This window comes from Stenotrophomonas sp. GW821-FHT09E08 (assembly GCF_059416125.1).
This window is the reverse complement of the sequence record NZ_JBWKOO010000008.1, coordinates 91,586-103,847: the sequence shown is the minus strand read 5'-3', so window position 1 is coordinate 103,847 and position 12,262 is coordinate 91,586. Positions and strand designations below refer to the sequence as shown.

General features: G+C 65.6%; 12 protein-coding genes. All 12 read right to left on the bottom strand.

Annotation, left to right across the window (positions count from 1 at the left end; translation table 11 throughout):
• Positions 1-241: 241 nt before the first annotated feature.
• Positions 242-658 carry a hypothetical protein gene (locus AC07M7_RS12235; RefSeq protein ID WP_495207493.1) on the bottom strand — a complete coding sequence of 139 codons (417 nt, stop codon included), beginning with the start codon at positions 656-658 and terminating at the stop codon, positions 242-244.
• A 185-nt stretch (positions 659-843) separates the two neighbouring features.
• Entirely contained in the window at positions 844-2,349 is a 1,506-nt protein-coding gene (locus AC07M7_RS12230) for a sigma-54 dependent transcriptional regulator (protein ID WP_253079816.1), read from the bottom strand.
• Positions 2,346-2,723, bottom strand: a complete 378-nt coding sequence (locus AC07M7_RS12225; protein ID WP_012510975.1) for a response regulator — start codon at positions 2,721-2,723, stop codon at positions 2,346-2,348. The genes AC07M7_RS12230 and AC07M7_RS12225 overlap by 4 nt, the downstream gene beginning before the upstream one ends.
• A gap of 14 nt (positions 2,724-2,737) precedes the next feature.
• On the bottom strand, positions 2,738-4,147 hold the full coding sequence (gene rpoN / locus AC07M7_RS12220) for an RNA polymerase factor sigma-54 (protein ID WP_136638986.1): 1,410 nt from the start codon (positions 4,145-4,147) through the stop codon (positions 2,738-2,740).
• 323 nt (positions 4,148-4,470) lie between these two features.
• Positions 4,471-5,103 carry a response regulator gene (locus AC07M7_RS12215; RefSeq protein WP_107379556.1) on the bottom strand — a complete coding sequence of 211 codons (633 nt, stop codon included), beginning with the start codon at positions 5,101-5,103 and terminating at the stop codon, positions 4,471-4,473.
• Between the two features lie 91 nt (positions 5,104-5,194).
• Complete coding sequence (locus AC07M7_RS12210; RefSeq protein ID WP_006365893.1) at positions 5,195-5,773, bottom strand: PilZ domain-containing protein; 579 nt, start codon at positions 5,771-5,773, stop codon at positions 5,195-5,197.
• Entirely contained in the window at positions 5,770-6,063 is a 294-nt protein-coding gene (locus AC07M7_RS12205) for a hypothetical protein (RefSeq protein ID WP_107379557.1), read from the bottom strand. Before AC07M7_RS12205 ends, AC07M7_RS12210 begins: the two co-directional genes overlap by 4 nt.
• A complete protein-coding gene (gene fliS, locus AC07M7_RS12200) occupies positions 6,060-6,476 on the bottom strand; it encodes a flagellar export chaperone FliS (RefSeq protein ID WP_107379558.1) in 417 nt (138 codons plus the stop codon). The genes AC07M7_RS12205 and fliS overlap by 4 nt, the downstream gene beginning before the upstream one ends.
• A gap of 128 nt (positions 6,477-6,604) precedes the next feature.
• Entirely contained in the window at positions 6,605-8,023 is a 1,419-nt protein-coding gene (gene fliD, locus AC07M7_RS12195; protein ID WP_495207492.1) for a flagellar filament capping protein FliD, read from the bottom strand.
• A gap of 441 nt (positions 8,024-8,464) precedes the next feature.
• Positions 8,465-9,619: a flagellin gene (locus AC07M7_RS12190; protein ID WP_447781419.1), complete on the bottom strand. Its 1,155-nt coding sequence runs from the start codon at positions 9,617-9,619 to the stop codon at positions 8,465-8,467.
• A gap of 85 nt (positions 9,620-9,704) precedes the next feature.
• Positions 9,705-10,907, bottom strand: coding sequence for a flagellin (locus tag AC07M7_RS12185; RefSeq protein ID WP_447781421.1), 1,203 nt, complete (start codon positions 10,905-10,907; stop codon positions 9,705-9,707).
• A 72-nt stretch (positions 10,908-10,979) separates the two neighbouring features.
• Positions 10,980-12,200, bottom strand: coding sequence for a flagellin (locus tag AC07M7_RS12180; protein WP_495207491.1), 1,221 nt, complete (start codon positions 12,198-12,200; stop codon positions 10,980-10,982).
• Positions 12,201-12,262 lie beyond the last annotated feature (62 nt).

Here is a 12,262-nt window from a genome sequence, read left to right as displayed (position 1 = left end):
GTTGCGGGGGACGCCGTAAACCCGTCCCTGGGGGCTTGGCCGCGGCATCCATGCCGCGGACACCCCCGCAACCGGACCCACCCCGCCTTCGACAGTTTCCCGCGATCTGTCGGACGGGCATGGATGCCCTTGGTGGGTGTCGACCTTGGTCGACACGTTCGGCACGGAGTCGGATCCCGTTGCGACGCAACGGGCTCTGACCCCAATGGCGACGCCATTTAACCGGCGTCGGTTTTCTGGCCTAGGGCTGCAGGGTCCAACGGCCGGAATTCTGACGCTGGCGCGGTGCGATGGGGCCGTCGTGCTGGGTGTAGATGAAACGGCCCTGGTGGTCGCTCAGGCAGGTCAGCAGCAGGGTGTAGTGGGTGGGGCCGGCCGGGTGGGCTTCGGTCATCTGTATTTCCGCGGTGTGCAGGGCCAGGCGCTGGTAGTGGTAGCTGCCGCCGATGCGGAGGTCGGTGCCGAGGATGTCCAGCACGTACTGGCTGCCGGCAAAGCTGACCTGCACCATGCGTCCGGCATTGGGGTTGTCCGGTGCGTAAAGCGGGTCGCTGAGGTTGGTGAACTGGCGCTGGTCCAGCGTGGTGGGCAGGCTGCAGTTGGCGGCGGTGGCCAAGGCCGGGCAGAGCAGGGCGGCGAGCAGGGTGAGGCGATGCATGGCAGGACCTCCTTGGGATGTCCTTGCAATGCACCGCACTGCGGCCCTGCTGTCTTTAGGAAAACGTGCAAATGCAGTGGGGTGGGATCCCTTTCCTGTGGAAAGGGATCCGACCCCGAGTACTGGAAACACGAACGCCCGGGCAAGCCCAGGCGTTCGTGCCCCCTTCATGCTGGTGACGCGCTTCAGCTGGCCAGTTCGGCCTGTTCACGCTCGATGCCGTACTTGCGCAGCTTTTCCACCAGGGTGGTGCGGCGCAGGCCGAGCAGCTGGGCGGCGTGGGCGACCACGCCCTGGGTGCGTTCCAGTGCTTCGTTGATCAGGCCCAGTTCGATGTTGGCCATGTGGTTGCGCAGGTCCATGCCCTCGTCGGGCAGTGCGACCGGTGCAGCCGGGCGATTGACGGCGATGCCGTGCTCCAGCGCCGGTTGGTTGCCACTGCCCGGGGTGTGGAACGAGAAGCTGCGCAGGTCCAGGCGTTCTTCGCTGGCGATGGGCTGCGCCGGTGCCGGTGCGGCCGCTGCTGCCAGGACGGCATCGCCACGGTAGCGCGCCGGCAGATCCTGCACGCGTACCGAGCCACCCGGATGCAGCACGGCGAGGCGCTCGACCAGGTTGGTCAGCTCACGCACGTTGCCCGGCCACTCGTAGCCGGCCAGTGCCTGCAGCGCTTCGGCGGTAAAGCGCACTTCGCCGCGGCCGGTGCGGGCCAGCTGCGTGGCGATGGTCTCCACCAGCGCCGGCAGGTCTTCGCGGCGTTCGCGCAGGGCTGGCACATCGATCGGGAACACGTTGAGGCGGTAGAACAGATCCTCGCGGAACTTGCCTTCGGCGATACGGGTTTCCAGGTCGCGGTGGGTCGCAGCGATCACCCGCACATTGCAGCGGATGGTCTGGTTGCCACCCACGCGCTCGAAGCTGCGCTCCTGCAGCACGCGCAGCAGCTTGACCTGCATCGGCAGGCTCATGTCGCCGATTTCGTCGAGCAGCAGAGTGCCGCCCTCGGCCATTTCAAAACGGCCCTTGCGTGCGGTCAGTGCACCGGTGAAGGCGCCCTTTTCGTGACCGAACAGCTCGCTTTCCAGCAGGTCCGGTGGAATGGCACCGCAGTTGATCGCCACGAACGGGCCATCGCGGCGCGGCGAGCGCTGGTGGATCGAGCGCGATACAACTTCCTTGCCGGTACCCGACTCGCCCAGCACCAGCACGGTGGTGTCGAAGGCGGCTACCTGTTCGATCATGGTGCGCAGTTCGGTAACCGCCGGGCCATGGCCGGTCGGGCCCTGTTCCTGCACGGCACCGGCCTGGTGCTCGGCATCCAGGCGCTTGAGGCTGGCGCGACGCAGCAGGGCTTCCATCTGCGTATGCCGCAGCGGGGTTTCCAGCGGCCAGATGTTGGCTTCATGCAAGCCGTGCTGCTGCGCGAACGCGGTGGCTTCGCCATCTGCCAGCAGCACCGGCGGTGGCAGGCTGCTGCCGCCGAGCCAGTTGTACAGCGCGGTGCTGGCGGCGCTGTCGTCCAGGCTGCCGACGATCACTGCCATCCAGTCGTTCTGGCGCTGGCGGCCCAGGTCGAAGTCGGCCGCGTCGGAGACCCAGCGCGGGTTGAAGTCCATGAATTCGAGCAGGGCAACGGTGCGCTCTGCGCGCACGGCGTCGTTGTCCAGCACCAGGATGCGCGATTCGCTCACGACTGATCCTCCCTGAGGCCTTCCAGGATCGGCATGACTTCCTGGATGTAGGACAGCTTGCTGACGAAGTTGTCGGCGCCGGCGCGCAGCGCGTGTTCGCGGTGCTCGACGTCGTCGAAGTGGCTGGCGATCACGATGTACGGGGCATCGTCCTGCGACTTGATCAGGCGGGTGGCCTGCAGGCCGCCCATCTCCGGCATTGCCAGATCCATCAACACCACCTGCGGGCGCAGTGTTTCCGAACGCTCGATCGCTTCCAGGCCGTTGCCGGCACTGCCGACGATCTGCAGCCAGTCGATCTTGCGGAAATGACGCATCGCCGCGTTGATGAAGCCCTCGTGGTCATCGACCAGCAGGACCGTGAGCTTGTTCATGTCCAACATCCTTTTCAGCCCACCCGGGCCAGCTGCGGTTGCCTGGCGCTGAGCCGGCGCCGTTCACGGGCCGGGGCGATATCCAGTTGTTCTCGGTATTTTGCGACGGTTCGGCGGGCAATGTTGACCCCCTGGCGTGACAGCAGGCCGGCAATGGCCTCGTCGGCCAGCGGCCGGCCGGCCGGTTCGGCGTCGATCAGACGGCGGACCATGGCCTTCACTGCCTGGCCGGAGACGCTGGCGCCCTCAAGGCGCACGGCGAAGAAGTGCTTCAGTTCGAAGGTACCGCGCGGGGTCTGCAGGAACTTGCCGGTGGTGATGCGCGAGACCGTGGACTCGTGCATGCCGATCTCTTCGGCCACTTCCTTCAGGGTCAGCGGTGCCATGGCTTCGTCGCCACGCACCAGGAATGCGGCCTGGCGTTCGACGATCACCCGTGCGGTGCGCAGCAGGGTGTCATAGCGCATCGACAGGCCGCGGCTGAACCAGCGCGCCTCCTGCAGCATTTCGCGCAGCGCCGGGGCGGCATCGCTGGTCTCGGCCAGGGCCTGCTCGTACTGGCTGTTGATCGAGACGCGGCGGCTGGTGGCCGGGTTCAGCGCGACTTTCCACTGGCCATCGGCGTGCCAGGCGACGACGTCCGGCACCACCACGGCGTTGCGCTCCGGCAGCAGGCTGTCGCCTGGGCGCGGCTGCAGCGACAGGATCAGGCGCACCGCTTCGCGCACGTCTTCGATTTCTGCGTCGTGCTGGCGGGCGAGGGCGGGGTAGTCGTGCGCAGCCAGTGCATCAAGCGCGCCCTCGAGAATGCGTGCTGCCAGGTGGCGTGCAGGTACCACGCCGTGCAGGCTGCGCAGCTGTGCCTGCAGGCCTTCGCGCAGGTCCTGTGCGGCCATGCCGGCGGGCTCGCCGTGCAGCAGCTGCTGGCGAATGGTTTCCACGCCGTTGGCGGCGATGTCGAACTGGGCGCTGGCCAGCAGCTGCAGCTGGGCCAGCGGCGCCTGCAGGTAGCCGGCCTCGTCGCAATGGTCCAACCAGAACGCAGCTACCGCGAGCTCACGGTCGTCCATGTCCAGCGACAGCCTCTGCAGCACCCGCAGCTGCGGGTCGCTGGATTCGCCTGCAGCGATGCGTGCCATGCGGTCATCGTCGCCATCCTGCCAGCTGCTGCCGGCCACATCCCACATCGAGGATTCGGGCAGCTCGTCGAAGGCAGCCGTTTCCAGGGTGGTGGCGCCGGCATCGGTGGATTCGGCAGTGGGGGCTTCAGCTTCTTCGATTTCCAGCAGCGGGTTGGAATCCAGAAGCCGCTGGATTTCCTGCTCCAGGTGCAGGCCGTCGAGCTGCAGCAGCCGGATCGACTGCAGCAACTGCGGGGTGAGGTGAAGTTGTTGGCCCAGCTGGGTCGAGAGTGCAGCCTTCATCGTGGTTCCCCGGCACCGCTCCCCGGCGCCTTGTGGAACGCATCTTGCTTTTGATCCGGCGGGGGCGGAATCAGGGGGTTCCTGAGGGCCTTCGTGAATGTCCTGACAGGATGTAGGGGTATTCCCTACATTGGCGCGGAATGTTGACGATGAATGCCGCCAAGTTGTTGATTCGTCGTGGGTGACGAAGAGTGGCAGCTGACCTGCGTGTACGAAATCCTGTCAGGGCGTGTCGGGGTGACGGGAATTCGTCGTTGGTGCGGGGTCCGGCGGGAGTCGAATCCCTTTCCCGCGGAAAGGAATCTGACCCCATTCGCGGGCGATCATTCCAGCTCGTGCTGGTGGCGCGCGGCGAGCAGCAGCAGGTCGTTGGCGCGGCGGCAGCCCAGCGACTCCATCATGCGTGCGCGGTGGGTTTCCACCGTTTTGACGCTGATGCCGAGGTCAGCGGCGATTTCCTTGTTGCTCTCGCCCTTGCCGATGCGGCGCAGGATCTCGCGTTGGCGCGGTGACAATGCGGCAATGCCGGTGGGCTTCTCGCGGCCGAGCATCGGCGCCAGCATCTTGGCCGAGATCTGCGGGCTCAGGAATACCTGGCCGGCGTGCGCGGCACGCAGCGCCAACTCAAGCTCCTGTGGCGCCGCATCCTTGACCACGAAACCGACCGCGCCGCGATCGAGCGCATCGCGTACGTGTGCCGCATCGTCGTGCATGGTCATCATCACCACCCGGGTGCCGGGGGCGCGCAGGCGGATGTCACTGAGGGCTTCCAGGCCGGTGCGGCCGGGTAGCGAAAGGTCCATCAGGACCACGTCAGGGGAGTGCTGCAGGGCCAGCTGCAACGCCTGCTCGGCATTGCTGGCCTCAGCAACCAGCTGCACGTCGGCAAACCCCTGCAACAGCCGCGCCAGGCCGGCGCGGACAAGGGTGTGATCGTCGACGATGAGAACTCGCACAGGCACGTTGGAGGTCCGTGAGGGGAGTCCACCTTAACTTAGCTGAACGGGCACGCCAAGGGCCGCCCGTACTGCTTCATGGTGACAGCTTTCAGCGTGCGCGACGCGCTTCGGCCACCTGGCGACGATGCAGGCGGAACAGATGCCGTTCCATCGCCATTTCCAGGCCGTCACCGAGGCGCTGGAAGCGCAGCCAGAGGTAGTGACCACCGCCACCATCGGCGGCTTCGGCAATCACTTCCACCGGCAGATCGATGTGGTCGGGCAGCCAGTCGCTGGGCTGCAGGCGTACCACCCCGGCCTGGCCGGGACTGGCGCCGCTGCGCGGACCCAGTTGCAGTCGGATGCCGCGGCGTGACCAGCGCACCGGACGCAGGGTCAATTCCTGCCCCTGCTGGCGTACCAGGCGGCCAAGCAGCACCATCGCCAGGTCCAGCTTGGCCTCCAGCCGCTGCAGCTGCAGGCTGGCTTCACTGCGTTCTTCGTGTTCGTCGACCCGGCTGTCCTCAACCAGCGCCAGGCTGCGCAGCAGTCCTTCGGCACTGCTGGTACGGCCGGCGGCGCTGCCGGCCTGGAACTCGGCTGGCAAGGCCAGCTCGCAGCTGAGCGTTTCGTCGAACAGCTCGCTTTCGGCGGGGTGGTGCAGCGACGTGGTCGGCAGTTGGGTCATGCCAGCGATTCTGCCTGCAGGTAGGCATGCGCGGCGCGAAGGGAGCGCTGGCCGTCGTTCATCAGTGCGGCTACTGCGTCGCGGCGTTGGCGCAGCAGGCCGAGCAGGCTCTGCTGGCGTTCGAACAATGCGGTCAGCGGTGCGTGGTCGGCGGCGGTCAGCGGCTGGCTGAGCAGCGCATGCAACGTGCTGTCGTGACCGTCGAGCAGGCTGTCGGCCTGGTCGAGAGACTCTTCGCCCAGGGCCTTCTCGAAGGCGTCCAGCTGGGCGTGCAGTTCGTGCAGGCTCATGGTGCCACCGCTGCGGAGCGGCGCTGTTCCTGCGGGATCGCATTCCAGGCGCTGTCGATCTCGCCCAGCAGCTGCAGGGATTCGTCCAGTGCGGCACGGTCATTGTGCAGATTGGCCTCGGTCAGGCGCTGCAGCACATAGTCATACAGCGCCGACAGATTTCCGGCGATCTCGCCGCCGGCCTCATGGTCCAGCGAGCCGTTGAGGTGGCCGACGATCGCGCAGACCTCGCCGATCGCCTTGCCCTTGCCGGCCTGGTCGCCACGCTCGAGACTGGCGATGGCACGTCGCACGCGCTCCAGTGCACCTGCCAGCAGCATCGCCACGAGTTTGTGCGGATCGGCGTCGGCAACCGCACTGGTCACTCCCACCTGGCGGTACTGTTCGGCATATTGACGGCTGGAACCGTACATTCGTGATTCTCCTTGCGCGGGATGCCGCCGGGTGATCGTGGGGATCGGTACCGGCGGTGCGGCGATGATGACTGTTGCGTCCGTTATCGGTGCGTTGCGCGCCAAACTTGAGCGTTGCGCGCAGTGCCTCAGCGATTGAGCTGTGACAACTGCTGCGACAGGGCGCTGCTGCTCTGCTGCAATTTGCCCATAAGGCTATCGAGTGCCAGGAACTGCTTCTTGTAACGTTCCTCGACGTTCTTCATCCGCGTGTCCAGGTCCTTGCGGCGCTTGTCGATGTTGTCCAGCGTATTGTTCAGGCCCTTGGTGCGGGCAACGAAAGCGCCTTCCTTGCCAGTGGTCGTGCTGACGTAGCCGTCAACCATGGTGTAGAGCTTGCCGGCGCCGCCTGTATCCCCAGTGATCGCCGAGCGGATCTTCTCCGGTTGGCTGGCAAGCGCCGCGGCGAACTTCGTTGCATCCAGCACCAGGCTGCCGTCGGCGTTGGGATAACCACGGGTCTGCAGGCCCAGCGTTTTCGGGTCCAATCCATCGGCGGAAAGCTCCTTCAGCACACCCGACATCATGGAGCGCAGCTGGCTGGTGGCACCACGCATCTGCGCGTCGCCGGTCAGCGTGGCGGCTTCCTTGGTCTTGGCGTCGTACTTGGTTTCCGTGTTGATCGCCGCGATCGCCGCGTTGTAGGCGGTCACGAACTCCTGCATCACCTTGGTCGCGGCGGTAGTGTCGGTACTGATCACGACAGTACTCTTTCCGGTCACCTTCAGGTTCAGGGTCAGGCCCGGTACCGCATCGGCCACCGTATTGCTGGCGCTGACGACCGTCACGCCATCGATGGTGAGTTCGGCGTCGGCGGCTGCGGTGTTCTGCTTCAGGCTGCCGACCAGCGCGCCCAGTTTCGGGTCGCTGCCGCCGTACTCCAGTTTGATTGCGCTGGCCGCACCGGTCTTTTCCTGTGCGATCGACAGGTACTGGTTGTCGCCGGAGCTGATCAGCGTGGCCTGCACGCCTTCCTTGCGGCCAGCAGCGTCGATCTTGTTGCGGACAGTGGTCAGGGTGTCACCGGCCTCCACTTCGACCTTCATGGTCTTGGCCTTCTCGCCGACGCCAACGGTCAGCGTCAAGGTTCCGGCACCAAAGGTATCGGTCTTGGGTACCGAGGTGTCGGCAATCAGCTTGTGGGCCGTGGCGAGGGATTTGACCTCCACCTGGTGTGTGCCGTTGGAAGCTGCTGCCTTGGTCGTGCCCAGGTCGTACAGCGCCACCGATGCCGTCAACACATCGTCGGTGTTGCCTGGCTGTGCCTTGCCGGTGGCGCTCACAGTACGGGTGTCGAAGGCCGTGGTGGCTTTCAGTGCAGTCAGGGCAGTCTTCAGCTTGTCGAAGGCCGAGGTGACGGTGCCGATAGACGACAACTGCATCTTGGTCTTGGACTGCTGCAGGTTCAGCGCATTGTCGGAGGGCTTGCGGTCGGCCGCGACCAGCTTGTTGACGATGTCCGAGATGTTCAGTCCCGAGCCAATGCCACCGTATCCAAAGTCTGCCACGTCGTTTCTCCTGGTATTCGGGCCTGCCCGTTTTGCGGTGGCCCGTCGTCAACGAAAATAGCGGCCTGCGCCGCTGGGTCTTGAGGACTTCGTTGATGCATGCGCTGTGCCAGAGCGCAGGGTGCGGTTTTGGCACGCCGGTTGCAGGAGGGTTGGGGCAGGGGGCGGGGAAGTTCACCGCGGGCTGCCGGGAGTCTGCAAAAAGCCCTCCCCCAATGCAGGGGAGGGATCAGGCTACTGACAATCGGGGGGAGACGAAGCCGCCCGGTACGTACAGTCAAGGGTACAGCGCTGAAAGAGAGGTCCGCAGGAGCGGGCGATGCCAAGCCGGTTCGGGAGTGTTCCCGGGCCGGGCATGGCCCGCGCCTTCGTGCATCGTGGCTTCCGGGTTGCCGCTACCGTCGGTTCGACCCGACGGTAGCGGCGCCTTCTTGGCGTGGATCAGCGCAGCAGGCTGAGCACGCCCTGCGGCACCTGGTTGGCCTGGGCCAGCATGGCCGTACCGGCCTGCTGCAGGATCTGGGTGCGGGTCAGTTCGGCGGTTTCCTTGGCGAAGTCGGTGTCCTTGATGCGGCTACGCGACGCGGACATGTTCTCCGAGGACGACTGCAGGTTGGCCACGACCGAGGTGAAGCGGTTCTGGATCGCACCGAGGTCGGCGCGGGTGCTGTTGATCGAGCCCAGTGCCTTGTCGACGATTTCCAGTGCCTGCTGGGCACCCTTGAACGAGGTGACATCCAGGCCCTTGACGACGCTGGTGGCACCATCGGCCGCGTTGGTGGTGGCAGCAGTGAGGCCGCTGCCGGCCACGGTGCCACCGACGACCAGGTCCTTCTCGGCCTTGACCGAGCTGAGCACGACCTTGCTCTTGTCGGTCGCGTCGACGGAGGCGGTCACCCCGGATTCGCCCAGCTTGGCGTTGATCGCGGTGACCAGCGACTGGGCGATGTCACCGCCCTTGGCGGTAGCCTCGTAGGAAACCTTGTCGATGGCGATGCCGTTGATGGTCAGGCCGTCGATGGCACCGGCAGCAGTAGCATCTGCGATGGCACCACCGGTAACGTCGGCAGCGAACTTCACGTTGCCCAGCGAACCGGACTTGGCGTCGATGACCTTGTCGATGGCAATCGCCTGACCGGCATTGGCGCCGACCTGGAACAGCTGGCTGGTGAACGAGCCGTCCAGCAGCTTGGTGCCGTTGAAGTCCGACTGCTTGGCAACTCGGTCGATTTCGCCGACCAGCTGGGTCACTTCGGCCTGCAGCGCCTTGCGGTCGCTGGAGGAGTTGGTGGCGTTGGACGACTGCACCGACAGCTCACGGATGCGCTGCAGGTTGTTGCCGATTTCGGTCAGAGAACCTTCGGCGACCTGGGCCAGCGAGATGCCGTCGTTGGCATTGCGGATGGCGACGTCGGTACCGCGGATCTGGGTGCCGAAGCGCTCGGAGATCGCCAGGCCGGCGGCGTCGTCCTTGGCGCTGTTGATGCGCGAACCGGAAGACAGGCGCTGGATGGTGGTGGCCAGCGAGTTGCCACTGGTGCTCAGGTTGCGCTGAGCATTCAGGGACATGGTGTTGGTGTTGATGACTTGTGCCATGGTGCTTTCCTTTGGCGAAGGTGGAACGTATTTCAGGAGCCGGGCGGCAGCTCAGCCGCCGCCCGGTGGTCGATCAGGTGGCGGATCAGCGCAGCAGGCTGAGCACGCCCTGCGGCACCTGGTTTGCCTGGGCCAGCATGGCCGTACCGGCCTGCTGCAGGATCTGGGTGCGGGTCAGTTCGGCGGTTTCCTTGGCGAAGTCGGTGTCCTTGATGCGGCTACGCGACGCGGACATGTTCTCCGAGGACGACTGCAGGTTGGCCACGACCGAGGTGAAGCGGTTCTGGATCGCACCGAGGTCGGCGCGGGTGCTGTTGATCGAGCCCAGTGCCTTGTCGACGATTTCCAGTGCCTGCTGGGCACCCTTGAAGCTGCTGACGTCCAGGTTCTTGGCGAAGCTGGCGTTGGCCGTTGCCGCAGCGGTGGTGCTGGCGATGCCGGTCATGCCGATTTCGGTGGCCGGAGCCGGGGTGCCTGGGGTGCCGCCGCCGCCGGTGATGGTGCCGGCCGCATCCAGGGTGAAGTCCTTGTCGGCCTTCAGCGATGCCAGGGTGATCTTGCCGGTGGCATCGACGCTGGCGCTCAGGCCGGTTTCACCGATCTGCTTGTTGATGCCATTGGCGACCGCGGTGGCGACGTCCGAAGCGGTCGCGCCGGCCTTCCAGCTGATGTCGTCAATGGTCACGCCATTGAGCTTCATGCCCGAAACCTTGCCATCGCTGGTCGCGGCGGCGGCGGCGGTGGTTGCAGCGACGTCGGCAGTGAACTTGACGTTGCCCAGCGAGCCGGACTTGGCGTCGATGACCTTGTCGATGGCAATCGCCTGACCGGCGTTGGCGCCGACCTGGAACAGCTGGCTGGTGAACGAGCCGTCCAGCAGCTTGGTGCCGTTGAAGTCCGACTGCTTGGCAACGCGGTCGATTTCGCCGACCAGCTGGGTTACTTCGGCCTGCAGTGCCTTGCGGTCGCTGGTCGAGTTGGTGGCGTTGGACGACTGCACCGCCAGTTCACGGATACGCTGCAGGTTGTTGCCGATTTCGGTCAGTGAACCTTCAGCGACCTGGGCCAGCGAGATGCCGTCGTTGGCATTGCGGATGGCGACGTCGGTACCGCGGATCTGCGTGCCGAAGCGCTCGGAGATCGCCAGGCCGGCGGCGTCGTCCTTGGCGCTGTTGATGCGCGAACCGGAGGACAGGCGCTGGATGGTGGTGGCCAGCGAGCTGCCGCTGGTGCTCAGGTTACGCTGAGCATTCAACGACATCGTGTTGGTGTTGATGACTTGTGCCATGAGGAGAGGTCCTTGAGCGGTTGCACGTGAGTTGGGTTAGACGCCCCCGACGTGCTTCGGGGACGACTCATGTCAGCGCTGCAACAGGCTGAGCACGTTCTGCGGTACCTGGTTTGCCTGGGCCAGCATGGCCGTACCGGCCTGCTGCAGGATCTGGGTGCGGGTCAGTTCGGCGGTTTCCTTGGCGAAGTCGGTATCGCGGATGCGGCTGCGCGAGGCCGACAGGTTCTCCGAGGAGGTCTGCAGGTTGGCTACCACCGAGGTGAAGCGGTTCTGGATCGCACCGAGGTCGGCGCGGACGCTGTTGACTGATTCCAGGGCCTTGTCGACGATCGACAGCGCCTTCTGCGCGCCTTCAGCCGTGGTGACGTTCAGGTCCTTGACGAAGCTGGCCGACGCACCGGTCAGGGCGCCACCATTGGTGCTGGTCTCGGTCAGGCCCAGGCCGGCGATGGTCGCTGCAGTGGCGCCGGCCGGCGGGGTTGCGGCGCTGACACCCAGGCTGAAGGTCTGGCCTTCCTTGACCGAAGCCAGGCTGATCACACCGGCATTGACCGAAGCCATGACGCCGGTCTCGCCCAGCTTGTTGTTGATCGCAGCGGAGGTGGCCGAGGTGATCGATTCCCCCGCCTTCACAGTGAAGTCGCTGACGGTGACCGTGGTGGCGGTGCCACCCGGCGGGGTCACCGAGATCTGCAGACCCGAGTAGGTGGTGTCGGCGGTGGCCTTGTCGGCGGCTGCCAGGCTGGTGCCGGCATAGCCGTTGGCGAAGGTGGCTGCGCCCAGCGAATCGGCCTTGGCGTTGACCACGCTGTTGATGGCGATGGCCTGGCCGGCATTGGCGCCCACCTGGAACAGCTGGCTGGTGAAGCTGCCGTCCAGCAGCTTGGTGCCGTTGAAGTCGGCCTGCTTGGCGACGCGGTCGATCTCGCCGACCAGCTGGGTCACTTCGGCCTGCAGGGCCTTGCGGTCACTGGCCGAGTTGGTGGCATTGGAGGCCTGCACGCCCAGTTCGCGGATGCGCTGCAGGTTGTTGCCGACTTCGTTCAGCGAGCCTTCGGCGACCTGGGCGAGCGAGATGCCGTCGTTGGCGTTACGGATGGCCACGTCCAGACCACGGATCTGGGTGGTGAAGCGCTCGCTGATGGCCAGGCCGGCCGCGTCGTCCTTCGCGCTGTTGATGCGCAGGCCGGACGAGAGGCGCTGGATGCTGGTAGCGAGCGAGCTGCCGCTGGTGCTCAGGTTGCGCTGAGCGTTGAGCGACATCGTATTGGTGTTGATTACCTGTGCCATGGGGTCGTCTCCTCTTATATGGAACCCGTTGGTGAATGAAACGAAGCGCCGCCTGTTTTTTT

What these genes read in the sequence shown, in the direction of transcription:
- AC07M7_RS12180 (WP_495207491.1), bottom strand. Translation starts at nt 12,200, where the DNA reads ATGGCACAGGTAATCAACACCAATACGATGTCGCTCAACGCTCAGCGC.
- AC07M7_RS12235 (WP_495207493.1), bottom strand. Translation starts at nt 658, where the DNA reads ATGCATCGCCTCACCCTGCTCGCCGCCCTGCTCTGCCCGGCCTTGGCC.
- fliS (WP_107379558.1), bottom strand. Translation starts at nt 6,476, where the DNA reads ATGTACGGTTCCAGCCGTCAATATGCCGAACAGTACCGCCAGGTGGGA.
- AC07M7_RS12205 (WP_107379557.1), bottom strand. Translation starts at nt 6,063, where the DNA reads ATGAGCCTGCACGAACTGCACGCCCAGCTGGACGCCTTCGAGAAGGCC.
- AC07M7_RS12190 (WP_447781419.1), bottom strand. Translation starts at nt 9,619, where the DNA reads ATGGCACAAGTCATCAACACCAACACCATGTCCCTGAATGCTCAGCGC.
- AC07M7_RS12185 (WP_447781421.1), bottom strand. Translation starts at nt 10,907, where the DNA reads ATGGCACAAGTCATCAACACCAACACGATGTCGTTGAATGCTCAGCGT.
- AC07M7_RS12225 (WP_012510975.1), bottom strand. Translation starts at nt 2,723, where the DNA reads ATGAACAAGCTCACGGTCCTGCTGGTCGATGACCACGAGGGCTTCATC.
- rpoN (WP_136638986.1), bottom strand. Translation starts at nt 4,147, where the DNA reads ATGAAGGCTGCACTCTCGACCCAGCTGGGCCAACAACTTCACCTCACC.
- AC07M7_RS12210 (WP_006365893.1), bottom strand. Translation starts at nt 5,773, where the DNA reads ATGACCCAACTGCCGACCACGTCGCTGCACCACCCCGCCGAAAGCGAG.